This is a genomic window from Nocardiopsis sp. RV163, assembly GCF_001029525.1.
In the GTDB taxonomy this organism is placed as follows: Bacteria; Actinomycetota; Actinomycetes; order Streptosporangiales; family Streptosporangiaceae; genus Nocardiopsis; species Nocardiopsis dassonvillei.
This window is the reverse complement of the sequence record NZ_LEKI01000004.1, coordinates 68,893-85,603: the sequence shown is the minus strand read 5'-3', so window position 1 is coordinate 85,603 and position 16,711 is coordinate 68,893. Positions and strand designations below refer to the sequence as shown.

Genomic DNA, 16,711 nt, shown 5'->3' with positions numbered 1-16,711 from the left:
GGCCCCCATTCCCGTCCCTTCCGCTCACCGTCCCAATGGTCAGCCGCACCAACCCCCCGGAGACGAACGATGAAGACCAGACCCGCCCTCGCGTGCGCCGCCCTCCTGGCAGGCACGCTCGTCACGCTTTCCGGCACAGCGGCGCAAGCCGCCACCACCCGTTACGAGGCCGAGGACTCCTCCGCCTCCTGCAACGGCAGCATCGAGACCGAGTGGCCGGGCTACTCCGGCGACGGGTTCTGCGACACCGAGAACGAGGAGGGCGCCCACGTGCGGTTCAGCGTGAACGCCTCCGCCCCGGGAACGGCCACGCTGACCGTGCGCTTCGCCAACGGCACCTCCTCCGCCCGCCCGGCCGACGTCCTCGTGAACGGCTCCCGGGCGGCGTCGGTCTCCTTCGAGGGCACCGGCGACTGGGACGAGTGGGCGACCAAGACGCTCACCGTCCGACTGGACGAGGGCGCCAACACGATCCGGTTCGACCCGACCGGCTCACAGGGCATGCCCAACGTCGACTACCTCGACGTGGAGACGAGCGGCGGAGGCGACGGCGGCGGCGGTGACGACGGCGGTGGCGACGACGACAACCCGCCGGCCTCGGACGCGCTGTACGTGGCTCCGGGCGGCAGCGCGGGCGCTGACGGCACCGAGTCCGACCCCACCACGCTCACCTCGGCCATCGACCGGATCGAGCCCGGCGGGACGATCCACATGCGCGGCGGGACCTACTCCTTCTCGGACACGGTCACCATCCCGCTGGGGGAGGACGGCACCTCCGGAGACCGCACGGAGCTGTCCGCCTACCCGGGCGAGACACCGGTGCTGAACTTCTCCGCCCAGAGCGAGGACTCCACCAACCGCGGCCTGGCGCTGGAGGCGTCGTACTGGCACGTCGAGGGCATCGTCGTCGAGCACGCCGGGGACAACGGCATCTTCGTCAGCGGCAGCCACAACGTCATCGAGCGCACGGTGACCCGCTTCAACCGCGACACCGGCCTCCAGCTCTCGCGCCGCGTCTCCAGCACCCCCGAGAGCGACTGGCCCGCCCACAACCTCATCCTGAGCGCGGAGTCGCACGACAACGCCGACTCCGACGGCGAGGACGCCGACGGCTTCGCCGCCAAGCTCACCTCCGGCCCCGGCAACGTCTTCCGCTACGCCGTGGCCCACAACAACATCGACGACGGCTGGGACCTCTACACCAAGAGCGAGACGGGTCCCATCGGCGAGGTGACCATCGAGGACTCCCTCGCCTACGAGAACGGCGTCCTCAGCGACGGCTCCGAGGCCGGGAACGGCGACCGCAACGGCTTCAAGCTCGGCGGCGAGGACATCGGGGTCGACCACGCCATCACGGGCAACATCGCCTACGACAACGGCAAGCACGGGTTCACCTACAACAGGAACACCGGCTCGATGGCGGTCTCGGACAACGTCAGCATCGGCAACGAGGAGCGCAACTTCAACTTCGACGGCGGCTCCTCGGTGTTCCGCGGCAACACCTCGTGCGACAGCGGTTCCAACGACCGGACCATCGGCGACGCCGACGGTTCCAACCAGTTCTGGTCCGGCTCGAACGGGTCGCGGTGCTCCTCCTACGACGGCGGCCTGGACTGGTCCCACTCCGCCGACGGCACCCTGGTCGTGACCTTCGGGGGCCAGCGGGTCACGCCGTAACCGGCGCCCCGGTCCGGGTGCGCCGACGCGACCGAGGCGCCCGCCACGGTTCGGTCCCCGCACCCGCACCCGCACCGTGACCGACTCAGGAAAGGCCCCGGTCAGCGGATCTCCCGCTGGCCGGGGCCTCAGCGCACGCCCGGAGGGACCCCGACCGCCCAGGCGCGCACGGGGCCGCGGTCCCGTACACGCACCGGACCGCCGTCCGGGGCAGGCCAGCCGGGGAGGGCTTGCGGCCCCCGGCACCGGAGGGCGGCGGATCATCTCCTGGCACGAAGGCCGTCCGGGCCCCGGACCTCAGGGGTCCAGGCGGCGCAGCGCGTCCTCCCAGCGGTGGCGGCGGTCGGCCTCCGGCAGCTCCCACCAGGGCGTTCCGCGCTCGCCCAGACCCTCCTTGGCCAGAGCCACGCGTGCGCGCGCACGCCCCTCGGCGCCGGTGTCCCCGGTGCGCAGCGCGGCGGCCACGTCCCTGCGCGCGGACATCAGGTGTCTCACCAGGCGCTCGCGTACCGGTTCCGGCAACTGCGGGTCGCTCGCGCGCCAACGGCGGCCGGAGACCACGACGTAGCGTCCGTCCTCGGTGCGTTCGGGCATGTCCGTGTGGTGCCCGCGATCGGCCCCGGACAAGCGCGCTGCTGGCTCCGGGACCGGTCATCGCCCGGTTCAGGTCCGGTCCGCCTCCTCCAGGAAGGCGGCGATGTCGGCGGCCAGCTCCTCGGGGTACTCGCCGTTGATCGCGTGCGAGGCCTCCGGGTAGACCTCCACCGTGCCGTGGGGCAGGGCGCGCTCGGCGGTGGCCGCGGCGGTGTCGGGGTCGTGCATCACCGACCGTCCGGCGACGAGCGCCAGCACGGGCACGTCCAGGCCCGTGAGGGCCTCCTCGCCGATCCTGCCCGGCTGGGGCAGCTTGAGCGCGTAGTTCTGCATGGCGGACTCGATCATCCGGGCGACCGGAACGTCCTCCACCGGAGCGCCGCCCGCGGTCCAGGAGTTGAAGCCGTCGCGCCAGGAGCGCGGCAGCCAGGGCAGCGAGGCCGGCAGGGAGCGCAGGACCGCCTCCGCGGGCATGTCGTCGAAGACGAACACCGGGTCGACCAGCGTCACCGAGGCCACCAGCGAGGGTTCGCGGACGGTCAGGTTGGTCGCCGTCCAGCCGCCGATCGACAGCCCCACCAGGTGGAACCCCTCCTCGGGGAGGCCGTCCAGGGCCTGGTGCAGCCACACCGCCTGGTCGGCGTCGTCCTCGATGGGCCGCTCCTGCACGCTCATCCCGGGTTCGCCCAGCAGGTCGACAGTGTAGACGTCCCCGACCTCCAGCAGGGAGGGCAGGTTGTCCGCCCAGACCGGCGAGGGCGCCGCCCGGCCGGGCAGCAGGACCAGCGGTTCCTCCCGGTCCCCCTCACCCTCGAAGCGGTACATCCGCACGATCCCGTAGTCGGTGCGCACGTCGATCTCGGCGTCGGGCCGGGGCAGATCGGCCATCGCGGCCCCGTAGGCGCGCATGAAGGCGTCCCGCCCCTCGGCCGAGCGCCAGTGCCCCACCGGTGAGGGCGTGCGCAGGGCGACCGCGGTGAGGAGCACCGCGACGACCGCGGCGCACGCCACGATGGTCCACCGGTTGCGCTTCTTCCTCCGCATGACAACCCCTAACCGTTTGGTAAGTAATCTGACCATACGGTAAGTTCTGGGGTCATGACAAGGGAGAACCCACGGTCGCGGGAACCCGAGCAGGGGCACGAGCAGGCGGAAGGGCAGACTCGGGGGCGGGAGCGCGGCTCCCGCAAACCCACCCTGACCGAGCAGGCGAGGCGCGCGCAGCTCATCGACGTGACGGTCCGGCTCATCGCCGAACACGGGGACGCGGCGACCTCGCTGGCCCGCATCGCCGAGGCCGCGGGGATCACCAAGGCGGCGGTGCTGTACCACTTCCGCTCCAAGGACGCCCTGGTGCGCGCGGCGCACGAGAGCGCGCTCAGCGGCCTGGTCGAGCACGTGGGCCGGGCTGTGGAGAGCGTCGGCGCCGAACGGGCCCCCGCCGCCTACATCCGCTCGATGGTCGGCTACCTGCGCGACCACCCGGGGCACACCCGGGTGGTCATCGCCGCGGTGAGCGACGAGGACCGCCGCTCCAGCCAGCGCTGGCGCCCCCTGGCGGACCTGATGGCGGCCGCCCGGCGGGCGCGCGGGGCGGACTCGGGCACGGAGGGGCCGGACCTGCGCACCACGGCGCTGATCGTCGGCGGCGGCATGGACGCGATCGTGGCCGAGCACCTGGACCACCCCGACTACGACCCGCTCGCGGCGGCCGAGGAACTGGTCGCCATGCTCGAAGGCGTCCTCTTCCCCTGATCCGCGCGGGGTCCCGGACCGGCGCCGCGCCGGAGACTCGGCTGCTTCGGCGACGGCACCGATCGACACGGCCTCGGACGCGGTACGACCGGACCGGTGTACACGTTGGCCAAACCAGGCCAGATACTTTCAAAAGACCGCACATGAGGCATGACTCCTGCAACGATGACGCTTCCATCAGCCCCCCAGGAGCGTCCATGCCACGTCTTGCCCTGCGCGCCGCCGCGATCACCGCGGCCGCCGTCACCGCCGCCTCACTGCTGTCGGCCCCCGCACAGGCCGCCTCCACCACCGGAGCGCTCATGGTCACCCAGGTGCGCCCCAACGCCGCCGGGTCGGACACCTCCAGCAACGTCAACGGGGAGTACTTCCTCATCAGGAACGTCACCACGCGCACCGTCAACGTGGGCGGGTACGTCCCCGACATCACCACCAACACCTACGGGCGACCCCTGCCCTCCTACAACCTGCCCGCGGGGGCGACGGCCTACGTGCGCACCGGAAGGGGCACCCACCGGCGCGACTCCAACGGCTACCACCAGATCTACCGGGGCTACGACCGCCACGTCCTGCTCAACAGCAGCACCAGCCGCAACCCCGACCTGCGCCTGAAGCGTCCGGGCAGCGCCGACAACAACTCCAGCACGGGCACCATCAGCTCCTGCGACTGGGGCAACGCCGCCAACGGCACCACCTACCGCTGCTGACCGCCGTCCGGGCCCGGCCGTCGACCGATGGGGCCGGACCCGGACGGAGCGGGACGCGACAAGGCCGGGACGGGACGGAAAAGGCGGGGGCGCGTCAGGCGACGGCGCCGGAGCGGAGCCGCTCCCGGTAGGCGAGGGCCGCTTCCATCTGGCCGTCGAGCGCGTCGCGCGTGCGCACCAGCTCGGCGATGTGCCCGGTGAGCCGGTCGCGCTCCCGGGCCATCCGCTCGATCGCCGCGTCGGAGTTGCGCTCGCTGGGCGCCTCCGCGCAGGGGAGCACCTCGGCGATGGTGCGGCTGGACAGCCCGGCGGCGTACAGCCGCTGGACGAAGGCGACGCGCTCGACCGCGGCCTCGGTGTAGTGCCGTTGCCCGCTGGCGCTGCGGGTGCTGGCGAGCAGCCCCTGTTCCTCGTAGTAGCGCAGGGACCGGACGCTCGCACCCGTCCGCCTGGCGAGTTCCCCGATGCGCACGACTTCCTCCCCCGTGACCTGCGACACAGCCGCTTGCCCCTCACATCAGTGTCAGGTTTTAGCGTAGTCGACGTACCCGACCGGGACACACCGCCCACGGAGGAGAACCTGTCGTGACCAGCCTTTTCCAGCCCTACCGGCTCGCCGACCTGCACCTGCCCAACCGGGTCGTGATGGCGCCGATGACCCGCGTCCGCGCCGCCGAGGGCGGACTGGCGACGCCGTCCATGGCGGCGTACTACGCCCAGCGCGCGACCGCGGGGCTCATCGTCTCCGAGGGGGTGCAGCCGAGCCTGGTGGGGCAGTCCAACCCGGGAACGCCGGGCCTGCACACCGACGAACAGGTCGCCTCCTGGAAGCCGGTGACCGAAGCCGTGCACGCCAACGGCGGCCGCGTCTTCGCCCAGATCATGCACGGCGGACGCGTCTCGCACCCCGAGACCACCGGAACGCGGCCGGTCGGCCCCTCGGCGGTCGCGGCCGTCGGAAACGTGTTCACGCCGAGCGGTCCCCAGCCCGTTCCGGTGCCGCGTGCGCTGGAGGAGGCCGAGGTGCCCGAGCAGGCCGAGTCCTACGCCCGGGCGGCGCGCCGCGCGGTCGCCGCCGGGTTCGACGGGGTCGAACTGCACGGGGCCAACGGCTACCTGATCTCGCAGTTCCTCTCGGACAACGCCAACCTGCGCACCGACTCCTACGGGGGTTCGGTGGCCAACCGGATCAGGTTCGCCGTCGAGGCGACCGCCGCCACCGCCGACGCCGTGGGGCCCGAGCGCACCGGTATCCGCCTCTCCCCCGGCGCCGGGTTCTGGGGGGTCAAGGAGACAGGCGTGCTCGAGCTGTACACCGCGCTGCTGGCCGAACTGGCCCGGATCGGGGTCGCCTACGTCCATCTCGAAGCCACCGCAGACGAGGAACTGCTGCTGGAGCTGCGCCGCGCCTGGCCGACCACCCTCATCATGAACCCGGTGCTCCCCATGGGCCCCAAGCAGGTCGGACGGACCGAAGCCGACCACTGGCTCGGACTGGGGGCCGACCTCATCAGCTTCGGCCGCTCGTTCATCGCCAACCCCGACCTGGTGGAACGGCTGCGCACCGGGCTGCCGATCGCGCCGGCGGACGAGGCGACCTACTACCAGGGCGGCGACCGGGGTTACCTGACCTACCCGGCGTACCAGTACAGCGCGTAGATCGCGGGTCCTGCGGCTCCGCCTGGCCCCCCGGCCCGGACCCGGACCTGCACGGCTCCCAAGCCCAGGCCCGGAAGTCCGTACGGAAACTCGTGCGGAAGACGCGAGGCAGTGGAGGAAGTGCCGGAAACGCGGCGGCCCTTCCGGGAAGGCTCCCGGAAGGGCCGCGCTGGTTGGAGCCGGAAGCAGATCTTGCAGCCGAATAGCGGCGGCCCGACGGGCGGGGCAGGTGGGGGAAGCAGTGGCTCCAGTCGGCGCGGACCCGGCGCAGCCAGCCGTTCTCGCTGGTGGAGCCGTGCGGGCAGCGGTTCAGGCCGACGTGTCGATCCTGTTCGACAGCGGCATCGCGGTCGGCATGTACGCCATCCTCCTGGCCGCGGTGGCGGTCTTCGCGGTCAAGCGGGTGCGGGGCCGGCGTCGGCCCGCGACCCCGGCCGACGGGAGCCGGGCGGACACCGTGTAGAACCGAATGGTCACGTCATCGGACGTCCCCGGGGAACCCCCAGCCCCCCGGGCCGCCGCGGCGTAGGACGGAAAGCTGCGGACGAGAGGGAGAGAACGTTGGGAAGAGGCCGCGTCAGGGGGGCGTCGTGGCTCTGGCCGCTGTTACTGAGCGTCATGTGCACCCACACCGCGCTCAACCTCGCCCGTCCCCTGGTCTCGTACCGGACGATCGCCCTGGGCGGTGACGCCGTGGCGGTCGGGCTGGTCACCGCCGCCTACGCGCTGCTGCCCCTGCTGGTGGCGGTCCCGCTGGGGCGGGCGACCGACCGGTCCCGGCGCACGGCGTGGATCGTCGGCCTGGGCGCTGCGGTGCTCGGCGCGGGCTCGCTGCTGCTGGCGTACGGCACGGACCTGTTCGCGATCGCCGCGGCCAGCACGGTGCTGGGCATGGGCCACCTGCTGTGCATGGTCGCGGGTCAGGGGCTCATCGCACGCCTGGCCGCGCCGGGGAACCTGGACCGCGACTTCGGGTGGTTCACCGCGGCGGCCTCCCTGGGCCAACTCGTGGGCCCCCTGCTGTCGGGCGCGATGCTGGCCGACGCCTCGGGGGACGCGCTGCTGTCGGCGACCTCCGCCGCCCTGCTCCTGGCCGCGGTGATCGGCGGCCTGGGGCTGGTGCCGATCCTGGCCTTCGTCCGGGTGCGCATGCCCGCGCCCTCGCGCGGGAAGGGCTCGGAGAGGACCCCCGCGCGGGAACTGCTGCGCAGACCGGGCCTGCCCTCGGGGCTGTTCGCCAGCCTCGCGCTGCTCTCGGCCGTGGACATCCTGACCGCCTACCTGCCGCTGGTCGCCGAGAACCGGGGCATCCCGCCGATGACGGTCGGCGTCCTGCTGAGCCTGCGCGCGGGGTTCTCGCTGCTGTCCCGCCTGGTGCTGTCCCGGCTGGTGCGGCGCTGGTCGCGCGAGACGCTGATCGCGGTCAGCGCCGGGGCCGCGGGCCTGTCGATGGCGGCGGTGGCCCTGCCTGTCAGCGACGTGTTCGTGCTGGGGGCGGTCCTGGCCGTCGGGGGGTTCCTGCTGGGCCTGGGGCAGCCGCTGACCATGTCGGCGGTGGCCACGGCAGCCCCGGAGGGCTCGCGCGGGGCCGCCCTGGCGCTGCGGATCTGGGGCAACCGGCTCGGGCAGGTCGGGATCCCTGCCGTGGGCGCGGGGGTCGCGGGCGCGGTGGGCGCGCCCGGGGCGCTGTGGTTCGCGGCGGTGGTGCTCGTGGCGTCGGCGGTCACGGCGGCCAAGCGGATCTGACCCGCCCCGGGGTTCGCGGGGCGGACGGGAAGCGTGAGGCATTAGATGCACGTGGGACGTCCCGGCCGTGCGAGACGGACACGCACGAGGCGCCAGATGCGTAGAACGCGTGGGTTCTCCGGTTGCCCCGGGGCGTGCGGGACCACCGTGCCTGCCGGGCACTCCGCCGGTGCCCCGGTAGGTTGGCGAGGGGCGCGTGTCCCGTGCCCGGGCAGCAGGTCAGAACCGGTGAAGGTGGTCGCGCCCATGCAGTCAGCCGTCCCACGGGAGCCCGGCCCCCTGGAGGAGGCCGCACAGGCCTTCACCGGTGTGCGCCCGCGCCTGTTCGGTATCGCCTACCGGATGCTCGGCAGCCGGGCCGAGGCCGAGGACCTGGTCCAGGAGGTCTGGCTGCGGTGGCAGAGGACGGACCGCGGCGCCGTGGAGGACCCCGCCGCGTTCCTGGCCACGATCACCACGCGCCTGGCCGTCAACGTCCTGAAGTCGGCCCGGGTCCGCCGTGAGGCCTACGTGGGACCGTGGCCGCCCGAGCCCGTGGACACCGGAGCCGACCCCGGGGTCGGCGCGGAGCGCGGCGCGGCGGTCGGACTCGCCCTCCTCCTGCTCATGGAGAGGCTCACCCCCACCGAGCGCGCCGCCTACGTCCTGCGCGAGGCCTTCGACTACCCCTACGACCGGATCGCCGCCGTGGTGCGGACCAGCGAGGCCAACGCCCGCAAGCTGGTCAGCCGCGCGCGCGGGCACCTGTCAGAGGGCCGGAGGGAGCCGGTGGACCCGCGGGAGCACCGGAGGCTGGTGGGGGCCTTCCTCAGCGCCGCCCAGGCGGGGGACCTGGCCGCCCTGGAGGAGATCCTCGCCGAGGACGCGGTCAGCCGCTCCGACGGCGGGGGCAGGACGCGCAGCAGCGCCCGTGTCCCCGTCGTCGGCAGGAACCGCGTGGCCGGACTCCTCCAGGCCTTCGCCCCGCGATTGCGGCCGGGTGCGCACACCGGGATCGCGGAGATGAACGGCAGGCCGGGCCTCGTGGTGTCGCGGAACGGGACGCCCTTCGCGCTGCTCTCCGTCGACGCCTCGGCGCAGGGCATCCACCAGCTCCTGTGGGTGATGAACCCGGACAAGATCGCTTCCTTCCAGCGCTCCTCGGCGGGGGTCCCCGGCCCCCACGAGGGCCCGTCGGCCTCCGGGAGACCTCCGGCCGCCGGGTCCCCGACCGGCTGAACGCGGCCGGGATCCAGCGGCGGCGGGCCGGGGTGTCACACACGCGGGCGCTGCCCTGTCCTGGTGTGTGAGGGCCGCACCGGTCTCCCTGGACGCGGCGCTCTCGTGCCGTCCGGGACGGGCTCGGCGGGGTCCGCCGCCCGCCCGCGGCGGCCGCCCGGACGGCGGGCCGGGGCCCACGCGCCCCGGCCGCCACAGGTTGTCAGGCGTAGGAGGTAACGATGAAGATCGTGGTCGTCGGCGGTACGGGCCTCATCGGCTCGCAGGTGGTCTCCCTGCTCGGGAAGGCGGGTCACGAGGCGGTCGCGGCCTCGCCGTCGACGGGCGTCGACGCGCTCACCGGCGAGGGCGTGGGGCGGGCCCTGGCGGGCGCGGACGCGGTCGTGGACGTGAGCAACTCGCCCTCCTTCGAGGACGGGGCCGCGCTGGACTTCTTCACCCGGTCGACGGAGAACCTGACCGCCGCGGGGCGGGAGGCGGGCGTGGGCCACCACGTGGTCCTGTCCATCGTCGGCGTCGACCGCGTCCCCGGGCTGGGCTACTACCGGGCCAAGGTGGCCCAGGAGGAGATACTGGCGCAGAGCGGACTGCCGTACAGCGTCGTGCGCGCCACGCAGTTCTTCGAGTTCGTGGACTCGATCATGGCGTTGACCGCGGACGGGGACACCGTGCGCCTGCCCTCCACCCTGATGCGGCCCATAGCCTCGGCAGACGTCGCGGCGGAGGTCGCCCGGACGGCGCAGGGGGAGCCGCTGAACGGGCGGCGCGACATCGCCGGGCCCGAGGTGTTCCGGCTCGACCGGCTCGGGGAGATCACCCTGGCCGCACGCGCGGACGGGCGCACCGTCACCACGGACGAGGGCGCCGGGATGTTCGCGGGCATCCCGGACGGCGTCGTCAGCGGTGACGGTTCCGTGCCCACCGCGACCGCGCGCTACGAGGACTGGCTCCGCGGCTCCTGACCCGGATCGCGGGTCGGCCAGGGGGCCGCACCGGGTCGCCCACCCGCTGCGGCCCCCGCGCCCGCGTCACCCGGGGCGCTACCGGCCGGTCCCCTCGGGAACGCCCAGCGCGTCTCGCCCACCGGTGACCTCCTCATCCTCCGGCAGGCCTCGGCCAGGCGTGCGCGCTCGTCTCCGGTCAGCTCGACGCGGAGGGAGGCGACGTTCTCGTCCAGCCGGGACCGGCGCCGGGTCCCGGGGACGGGTACGACGCCCTGACCGGCCACCCACGCCAGCGCCACCTGCGCGGGCGTGGCGCCCTTCTCCTCCGCGACTGCCCGCAGCCGCTCGACGAGCCGCAGGTTGGCCTCGATCGCCTCGGGACGGAACCGAGGCAGCCCGCGCCGCGCGTCCTCGGGAGCCAGGTCGTCTACGGTGCGGATGCCACCGGTGAGGCAGCCGCGCCCGGGCGGGGAGAAGGCGACCGGTCCGATGCCCGACTCGTCCATCGCGTCCTCCTCCCCGTTGCGCAGGACGTCGCGGGCGAAGAGCGAGAACTCAGACTGCACGGCTGCCAGGGGGTGCACGGCGTGGGCACGGCGGATCGTGGCGGCGGACGCCTCGGCGGCCCTGCCGATGGGCAGGCCCTCGGGCGGGACGTCGGCCGCGATGTCCGGGAGCAGCAGCTCGGTCATGTCGCTCATGCTGCTACCCGTAGCGCGCTACAGGTCGAACGGCGGTGTCCGCGCGCCCCGGCGAGGGCGGGAACCAGCGGGCGCGCGGGGCCCCGCGCGCCGCGACCGTGCCCCCGTCCCGGAACCGGACCCGCGAACCCCCTCGGCGCGAACGCACGGGGTCGCGCACTCCCCCTGTTCGAACACCGTCCGGGAGCGTACGATCGGAAGTTAGTGTGTCGGCAGTCGGGTCCATCAACCCGGCGTCTCCACGGAACCAGGCAACGTGAACCACCCCGCCCCCTCCCCCGCGCAGCGCGTCTACCGTTCCCGAACCACCAAGCAGGCCGTCCACGACTGGTGCTGGGACAGGCTCAGCGCCCAGCCCCTGCTCACCCCGCTCGCGACCGTCCCCTGTTCCCTGGGCGTCACGCGCGTCTTCACCGCCTCCGGCGGCCCCGGCGTCCCGGTCCTCGTGCTCCCCGGTTCGGTCCTGAGCACGGCCACGCTCCTGGACGCCGTCCGCGTCCTGTCCGGGGACCGCCCCGTCCTGATCGCCGACCCGCCCGGACAGCCCGGGCTCAGCGACGGCGTCAGGCCCCTGGTCGAGCGCCCGGCGTACTACGGCGGCTGGCTGGACGAGGTGCTGCCGCAGATCACCGACCGCCCGGTCCTGGTCCTGGGCCACGGCATCGGCGCGGCCATCGCGCTCTCGGCCACCCCCGGGCCCCTGGTGGCCGGGCTCTGCCTGGTCAACCCCGGAGGCCTGACACCGGCGACCGGCGGCACCGCCCTGGCCGCCGCCCTGGTGCGCTGGAGATTCCATCCCGGCGCCCGGTCCAGCTCCGCGCTGCTGCGGGCCATGTGCGGCCCCGGCGCGGCCGAGCCCCGGGACACCACCCTGCTGGAGTGGACGACCCTGGTCGGCCGGTCCTGCCGCGCGGTCAACGCGCTGCCGCCCCGGCCGCTGCGCGCGGAGGCCCTCCACCACTGGCGGCGGACACCGGTCAGCGTCGCCACCGGGTCGCACGACCCCTTCTTCTCCCCGGACCTGCTGCACAGCCCGTCCCTGCTCTTCCTGGACGCCGCCGTCCACACCGTCCGGGGCGCGGGGCACCTCGCGCTGCACGAACGCCCCGACCTGGTGCGGGACCTGCTGCGGGGGTTCCCGGACGCATGGGGCCCCGGGCGCGTCGCGCGCCCGGGGCCCGTGTGACCGCGCGGATCAGGCCCCGGTGCCGGAACCCGGCTCCTCGGGGGCCTTGAGCGGCTTGACCAGGGCCCAGCCGCCCATGAACACGGCGAAGGCGAGCATGCCCAGGCCCGACCACAGGTTCAGGTTCGCGCCGCCCTGCTCGATCTCCTCCGGCGCGGTGAAGAACCCCATGACCGTCAGCACGACGCCGTAGATCGCGAACAGCAGCGCGATGATCGTGCGGATGTCGAAGACCCGGGAGGCGGTGCGGCCCTTCCCCGTTCCGGGGCTGTCAGCGCTCATCGGATGACCTCCTTGCCAGCTTGTCTCAGCACGGTGCACCTCTCGGGGTCGCTCAGGCGAAGATGATGTTCAGGACGATGACGAGTGCCAGGGCGATCCCGGCCAGCAGCCCCGGTCGGCGGTACCAGCCCGAGTCCTCACCGGTGGTGGAGGCCTTGCGCGACTCGCGCGGGGTCAGCGAGTGCACCAGGCCCACCAGTTCGGAGTCGGGCTTGGGCCGGGTGAACACGGTGACCACGACGCTGACGAGGATGTCGACCACGAAGGCCGCGCCCGCGCCGACGAAGCTCGCGCCCTGCGCCGACAGGGCCAGCACACCGGTCTCGGCGAGTAGGAACACGCCCACGGCGGCCAGGGTTCCGGCCGCCAGGCCGCTCCAACCGGCGTGGGGCGTCATCCGCTTCCAGTACATGCCGAGGATGAACGTGGCGAACAGCGGCGCGTTGAAGAACGAGAACAGCTGCTGCAGGTAGTCCATCAGGTTGGAGTAGCCCGAGGCGATGAACGCCGTGCCCACGGCGCCGACGGTGGCGCCGACCGTGACCCACCGCCCCATGCCCAGGTAGTAGGAGTCGGGCCGGTTCTTGACGACGTAGGCCTGCCAGATGTCGTACGTGAACACGGTGTTGAACGAGCTGAGGTTGGCGGCCATACCGGCCATGAACGACGCGAGAAGACCGGCCAGGGCCACGCCCAGCAGACCGTTGGGCAGCACGTCGCGCATCAGGAGCAGGATCGCGTCGTTGTAGTCGACGCCGGGGTTCTCACCGGCCTTGAGCTGGACCATCTCCGAGACGCTCACGCCCGCGATCATCCCGGGGATGATGACGATGAACGGGATGAACAGCTTGGGGAAGGCGCCGATGATGGGGGTGCGCATCGCGGCCGACATGCTCTTGGAGGCCATGGCGCGCTGCACCTCGACGAAGTTCGTCGTCCAGTAGCCGAACGCGAGGACGAAGCCGAGGCCGAAGACGATGCCGAGGATGCTCAGGAAGCTGTCGCCGAAACCGGTCAGCGCGTTGCCCGGCCAGGCGGAGAGCTGTTCGGCGCCCTGAGGGGAGGCGGTGACCTCCTCCACCAGGCCCGACCAGCCGCCGACCCGGTTCAGCCCCGCCAGGGTCAGCGGCAGCAGCGCCGCGACGATGACGAAGAACTGGAGCACCTCGTTGTAGATGGCCGCGGAGAGCCCGCCCAGCGCGGTGTAGCTGAGGACGATGGCGGCGGCCACCAGGAGCGACAGCCACAGGGGCCAGCCCAGCAGCGCGTCCACGATCGTCGCCAGCAGGAAGAGGTTGACGCCCGCGATCAGGATCTGGGCGACCGCGAAGCTGATCCCGTTGAGCAGGTGGGCGGCGGTGCCGAAGCGGCGGAGCATGAACTCGGGGACGCTGCGGACCTTGGAGCCGTAGTAGAACGGCATCATGACCAGGCCCAGGAACAGCATCGCCGGAACGGCGCCGATCCAGAAGTAGTGCATGGTCGGCATGCCGTAGTTGGCGCCGTTGGCCGACATGCCGATGATCTCGATGGCGCCGAGGTTGGCCGCGATGAAGGCCAGACCCGTCACCCAGGCGGGCAGGGAGCGCCCCGACAGGAAGAAGTCGAGGCTGTTGGAGACCGAACGCCGGGCGATGAAGCCGATGCCCAGCACGAACGCGAAGTACACCGCGAGCAGGGTGTAGTCGATGGCGTTGGCGTCCAGCCGCAGGGAGTCCTGTGCTAGCACGGTCACGTCGGCTGGCCCCCTCTCGACGCGGCGGCCCCTCCGCGGAGGTCCCGTTCACACCTTCGGACGTGATGCGCGCGGGCCGGCACCGGATATCGGACGACGAAGGACTCGGTGTCGCGAACCGGCGACCGTGTCCGCACCTCAGGGCGGGGTGCGCCCATGTTCTTACTCCGTTCACGCATGTGCACCGTGCGCATGAGGACCATTCCCCACATTTTTCGACGAAACCAAACATTAACCATCAAGGTAAGCAACCATCTTGCACAAGCAACGGTGTGTCAAGGGTCTGGGGCCGCCCTGTTAGGGCGGCGCGCGCGGCCCCGCGGGCGTCGCGGGCACCGGCGGGGGCGGCGTCGAGACGCCGACCCTCTTCCAGCGCGACGGCTGGTGACTGCCTGTTCGTCTCCTTCGGCCTGTGCCGCCGAGGAGGGGACAGCACCCACCGCATCATGGTCGGCCGCTCCACCAGCATCACCGGCCCCTATCGCGACCGCGCCGGAAGGGCCATGACCGCGGGCGGCGGCACCGAGGTCCTGTCCGGCCACGGCGGCGTGCACGGCCCCGGCCACCAGGACGTCTTCGCCGACACCGGCCACGACATCCTCGCCTGCCACTACTACGCCGACGACGGCACGGCGCTGCTGGGCGTCAACCGGCTCGGCCGGGTCTCCGCCGGATGGCCGTACGCGCACTGGCACCGGCCCCGGAACGCAGGAAGGGGCCCGCCTATCGGCGGACCCCTCGCTGACCTGCTATTCCTCTGTCGGGACGGCGGGATTTGAACCCACGACCCCTTGACCCCCAGTCAAGTGCGCTGCCAAACTGCGCTACGTCCCGTCCATCGAGCGGTCACCTTTTCCGGCCCCGCCGACGCAGAAGACTCTACCGCATCCGCCGGGGCGCTCGCACCGGAGACGGAGTCCGACGGCCCCGGGCCGCGCGGCGGTACGGGTGGGCAAGATCGGTCAGGCGCCCGGGCGCCGCCGGTGAACATACTGGTGCCATGACCGAGCCCACCCCGGGCCGGGACCGCCTGCGCGAACTGCTCGACGCGGTCCTGGACGAGGAGAACACCCGCCTCACCGACATGGCGGACCACGCCTTCGCCTCACCGTTCCACTTCACCCGCAGACTCACCCGCGACACCGGGGAGTCACCGGTCGCGCTGCGCCGCCGGGTGCTCCTGGAACGCGCGGCCTGGCAGATCAGCCAGGGCAGCAGCGTGACCGACGCCGCGTTCGCTGCCGGATACGAGTCGGTCGAGGGGTTCACGCGCGCCTTCGGACGCGCCTTCGGGCACCCGCCCAGCGCCACCACGGCGGGCAGCGGCACGTGGCTTTCCGCGCCCAACGGCATCCACTTCCACCCGCCGATCCACCTGTGGATCGAGGACAGACCCAAGGAGCGGACCGGCATGGACCTGATCGCCCTCCAGGTCCACCACGACGTGGACGACACCGCCCACCTGATCCGCCTCGCCGGACGGCTGTCCGAGGAGGCCTACCGGCGGGTGCGCTCGCCCGGGCGGACCGTCCTGGAGTGGGACGGGCCGGAGGAGTCCGTGGCCGCCGTGCTGGACCACCTGGTCCGGGCCAAGGAGGCGTGGCTGGCCTCGATCGACGGCGCCGACCTGCCCGAACGGGGCGCGGACGACTTGGAGGCGCTGGCGGAGCGGCACACGCGGGCGGGGGCCCGCTGGGTCGCCGCGGTCGACGACATCGGGCGCCGGGACGCCTGGGGCGACCGGCTGATCGACGCCCTGTGCGACCCGCCCGAGAGCTTCGTACTGGGCAGCGTCGTCGCGCACGTGCTCACCTTCTCCGCCCACCGCAGGCAGCTCGTGCGCCACATGCTGCGCGCGGAGGGCATCGAGGTGGACCACGGCGACCCCATCGAATGGCTTCAGGACCGACACCACGACGGAGGTACACGATGAGCAGGACGATCTACAACACCGCGACGAGCCTGGACGGTTTCATCGCCACCGAGGACCACTCCTTGGAGTGGCTGTTCGCCGCCGACGGGGGCGATGCCCTGAACGAGACGGAGGCCTTCGTCCGCGAGGCGGGCGCGATCGTGTCCGGCGCGGGCACCTACGAGTGGATCCTGAAGCACGAGGGCGGCGACCCCTGGCCCTACCAGGCACCCACCTGGGTACTCACCCACCGCGACCTGCCCAGGGTCGAGGGCGACCTGCGCTTCGCCAGCGCCGACACCGACCAGGAGCTGCGCGATCTGCACGCGGAGGTGGTCGAGGCGGCCGAGGGGCGCGACGTGTGGGTGGTCGGCGGCGGCGGTGTCGCCGCGGAGCTGGCGCGGCTCGGCCTGCTGGACGAGGTGGTCGTGTCGGTCGCGCCGGTCACCCTGGGCGCGGGCTCGCCCCTGCTGGCCGGGCGCGTGAACCTGAGGGTGATGGACGTGCACCGCGCCGGTGACTTCGCGTGCATGCGCTACGAGGTCGTCCGTTCCTGACCCGGCCGGTGCCGGGGCCCGCCTCCGCCGGCCGGGTC

18 protein-coding genes and 1 tRNA gene are annotated in these 16,711 nt (G+C 72.8%); 12 read left to right on the top strand and 7 right to left on the bottom strand.

Features of this window, described 5'->3' with window-relative positions:
- Positions 1-69 precede the first annotated feature (69 nt).
- Entirely contained in the window at positions 70-1,677 is a 1,608-nt protein-coding gene (locus tag ABD54_RS01735) for a CBM35 domain-containing protein (RefSeq protein WP_047867658.1), read from the top strand.
- Between the two features lie 297 nt (positions 1,678-1,974).
- On the opposite strand, the gene ABD54_RS01730 is transcribed toward ABD54_RS01735, so the two are convergent.
- Together ABD54_RS01730 and ABD54_RS01725 are read right to left on the bottom strand one after the other, a co-directional pair.
- The gene (locus ABD54_RS01730) at positions 1,975-2,271 is read right to left on the bottom strand and encodes a hypothetical protein (protein ID WP_047867669.1); all 297 of its coding nucleotides are present in this window, start codon (positions 2,269-2,271) and stop codon (positions 1,975-1,977) included.
- Positions 2,272-2,340: 69 nt separating this feature from the next.
- On the bottom strand, positions 2,341-3,315 hold the full coding sequence (locus ABD54_RS01725; RefSeq protein WP_047867657.1) for an alpha/beta fold hydrolase: 975 nt from the start codon (positions 3,313-3,315) through the stop codon (positions 2,341-2,343).
- Positions 3,316-3,369: 54 nt separating this feature from the next.
- Between ABD54_RS01725 and ABD54_RS01720 the strand changes: the two genes are divergently transcribed.
- Both ABD54_RS01720 and ABD54_RS01715 read left to right on the top strand, forming a co-directional pair.
- The gene (locus ABD54_RS01720) at positions 3,370-4,026 is read left to right on the top strand and encodes a TetR/AcrR family transcriptional regulator (protein WP_235431930.1); all 657 of its coding nucleotides are present in this window, start codon (positions 3,370-3,372) and stop codon (positions 4,024-4,026) included.
- Positions 4,027-4,223: 197 nt separating this feature from the next.
- Entirely contained in the window at positions 4,224-4,733 is a 510-nt protein-coding gene (locus tag ABD54_RS01715) for a hypothetical protein (protein WP_047867656.1), read from the top strand.
- A 94-nt stretch (positions 4,734-4,827) separates the two neighbouring features.
- Here ABD54_RS01715 and ABD54_RS01710 read toward each other — a convergent pair whose 3' ends face one another.
- Positions 4,828-5,205 carry a MerR family transcriptional regulator gene (locus ABD54_RS01710; RefSeq protein WP_047867667.1) on the bottom strand — a complete coding sequence of 126 codons (378 nt, stop codon included), beginning with the start codon at positions 5,203-5,205 and terminating at the stop codon, positions 4,828-4,830.
- Positions 5,206-5,318: 113 nt separating this feature from the next.
- Here ABD54_RS01710 and ABD54_RS01705 point away from each other — a divergent pair, with 113 nt between their 5' ends.
- The 5 genes from ABD54_RS01705 to ABD54_RS01690 all read left to right on the top strand — a co-directional run bounded on the left by ABD54_RS01705 (position 5,319) and on the right by ABD54_RS01690 (position 10,318).
- A complete protein-coding gene (locus tag ABD54_RS01705; RefSeq protein ID WP_047867655.1) occupies positions 5,319-6,392 on the top strand; it encodes an alkene reductase in 1,074 nt (357 codons plus the stop codon).
- Positions 6,393-6,687: 295 nt separating this feature from the next.
- On the top strand, positions 6,688-6,855 hold the full coding sequence (locus tag ABD54_RS27695) for a hypothetical protein (RefSeq protein WP_235431929.1): 168 nt from the start codon (positions 6,688-6,690) through the stop codon (positions 6,853-6,855).
- 155 nt (positions 6,856-7,010) lie between these two features.
- The gene (locus tag ABD54_RS01700; RefSeq protein WP_047867654.1) at positions 7,011-8,138 is read left to right on the top strand and encodes an MFS transporter; all 1,128 of its coding nucleotides are present in this window, start codon (positions 7,011-7,013) and stop codon (positions 8,136-8,138) included.
- Between the two features lie 246 nt (positions 8,139-8,384).
- Positions 8,385-9,356, top strand: coding sequence for an RNA polymerase sigma-70 factor (locus ABD54_RS01695; protein WP_047867666.1), 972 nt, complete (start codon positions 8,385-8,387; stop codon positions 9,354-9,356).
- A 221-nt stretch (positions 9,357-9,577) separates the two neighbouring features.
- Entirely contained in the window at positions 9,578-10,318 is a 741-nt protein-coding gene (locus ABD54_RS01690; protein WP_047867653.1) for an SDR family oxidoreductase, read from the top strand.
- Here the strand turns inward: ABD54_RS01690 and ABD54_RS01685 are convergent.
- Positions 10,291-11,001 (bottom strand): aldo/keto reductase, encoded by a 711-nt coding sequence (locus tag ABD54_RS01685; RefSeq protein ID WP_082166628.1) that lies wholly within the window; start codon positions 10,999-11,001, stop codon positions 10,291-10,293. The two genes, ABD54_RS01690 and ABD54_RS01685, sit on opposite strands and share 28 nt — an antisense overlap.
- 256 nt (positions 11,002-11,257) lie before the next feature.
- Here ABD54_RS01685 and ABD54_RS01680 point away from each other — a divergent pair, with 256 nt between their 5' ends.
- Positions 11,258-12,187, top strand: coding sequence for an alpha/beta fold hydrolase (locus ABD54_RS01680; RefSeq protein WP_047867652.1), 930 nt, complete (start codon positions 11,258-11,260; stop codon positions 12,185-12,187).
- Between the two features lie 9 nt (positions 12,188-12,196).
- On the opposite strand, the gene ABD54_RS01675 is transcribed toward ABD54_RS01680, so the two are convergent.
- The gene (locus tag ABD54_RS01675) at positions 12,197-12,469 is read right to left on the bottom strand and encodes a hypothetical protein (RefSeq protein WP_047867651.1); all 273 of its coding nucleotides are present in this window, start codon (positions 12,467-12,469) and stop codon (positions 12,197-12,199) included.
- Positions 12,470-12,521: 52 nt separating this feature from the next.
- Complete coding sequence (locus ABD54_RS01670) at positions 12,522-14,204, bottom strand: sodium:solute symporter family protein (RefSeq protein ID WP_047867650.1); 1,683 nt, start codon at positions 14,202-14,204, stop codon at positions 12,522-12,524.
- A 446-nt stretch (positions 14,205-14,650) separates the two neighbouring features.
- Between ABD54_RS01670 and ABD54_RS01665 the strand changes: the two genes are divergently transcribed.
- Entirely contained in the window at positions 14,651-14,983 is a 333-nt protein-coding gene (locus tag ABD54_RS01665) for a hypothetical protein (protein ID WP_235431928.1), read from the top strand.
- On the opposite strand, the gene ABD54_RS01660 is transcribed toward ABD54_RS01665, so the two are convergent.
- Positions 14,965-15,038: transfer RNA gene (locus tag ABD54_RS01660), tRNA-Pro, on the bottom strand. The two genes, ABD54_RS01665 and ABD54_RS01660, sit on opposite strands and share 19 nt — an antisense overlap.
- A 166-nt stretch (positions 15,039-15,204) precedes the next feature.
- On the opposite strand from ABD54_RS01660, the gene ABD54_RS01655 reads away from it, so the two are divergent.
- Both ABD54_RS01655 and ABD54_RS01650 read left to right on the top strand, forming a co-directional pair.
- A complete protein-coding gene (locus ABD54_RS01655) occupies positions 15,205-16,137 on the top strand; it encodes a helix-turn-helix domain-containing protein (RefSeq protein ID WP_047867649.1) in 933 nt (310 codons plus the stop codon).
- Complete coding sequence (locus ABD54_RS01650; RefSeq protein ID WP_047867648.1) at positions 16,134-16,673, top strand: dihydrofolate reductase family protein; 540 nt, start codon at positions 16,134-16,136, stop codon at positions 16,671-16,673. Before ABD54_RS01655 ends, ABD54_RS01650 begins: the two co-directional genes overlap by 4 nt.
- The last annotated feature ends 38 nt before the right edge of the window (positions 16,674-16,711 follow it).

Bases quoted from the DNA above. Each gene is read 5' to 3' on its own strand.
- ABD54_RS01720 (WP_235431930.1), top strand. From the start codon at position 3,370: ATGACAAGGGAGAACCCACGGTCGCGGGAACCCGAGCAGGGGCACGAG.
- ABD54_RS01725 (WP_047867657.1), bottom strand. From the start codon at position 3,315: ATGCGGAGGAAGAAGCGCAACCGGTGGACCATCGTGGCGTGCGCCGCG.
- ABD54_RS01715 (WP_047867656.1), top strand. From the start codon at position 4,224: ATGCCACGTCTTGCCCTGCGCGCCGCCGCGATCACCGCGGCCGCCGTC.
- ABD54_RS01675 (WP_047867651.1), bottom strand. From the start codon at position 12,469: ATGAGCGCTGACAGCCCCGGAACGGGGAAGGGCCGCACCGCCTCCCGG.
- ABD54_RS01690 (WP_047867653.1), top strand. From the start codon at position 9,578: ATGAAGATCGTGGTCGTCGGCGGTACGGGCCTCATCGGCTCGCAGGTG.
- ABD54_RS01735 (WP_047867658.1), top strand. From the start codon at position 70: ATGAAGACCAGACCCGCCCTCGCGTGCGCCGCCCTCCTGGCAGGCACG.
- ABD54_RS01730 (WP_047867669.1), bottom strand. From the start codon at position 2,271: ATGCCCGAACGCACCGAGGACGGACGCTACGTCGTGGTCTCCGGCCGC.
- ABD54_RS01695 (WP_047867666.1), top strand. From the start codon at position 8,385: ATGCAGTCAGCCGTCCCACGGGAGCCCGGCCCCCTGGAGGAGGCCGCA.
- ABD54_RS01650 (WP_047867648.1), top strand. From the start codon at position 16,134: ATGAGCAGGACGATCTACAACACCGCGACGAGCCTGGACGGTTTCATC.
- ABD54_RS01700 (WP_047867654.1), top strand. From the start codon at position 7,011: ATGTGCACCCACACCGCGCTCAACCTCGCCCGTCCCCTGGTCTCGTAC.
- ABD54_RS01665 (WP_235431928.1), top strand. From the start codon at position 14,651: ATGGTCGGCCGCTCCACCAGCATCACCGGCCCCTATCGCGACCGCGCC.
- ABD54_RS01655 (WP_047867649.1), top strand. From the start codon at position 15,205: ATGACCGAGCCCACCCCGGGCCGGGACCGCCTGCGCGAACTGCTCGAC.
- ABD54_RS01685 (WP_082166628.1), bottom strand. From the start codon at position 11,001: ATGAGCGACATGACCGAGCTGCTGCTCCCGGACATCGCGGCCGACGTC.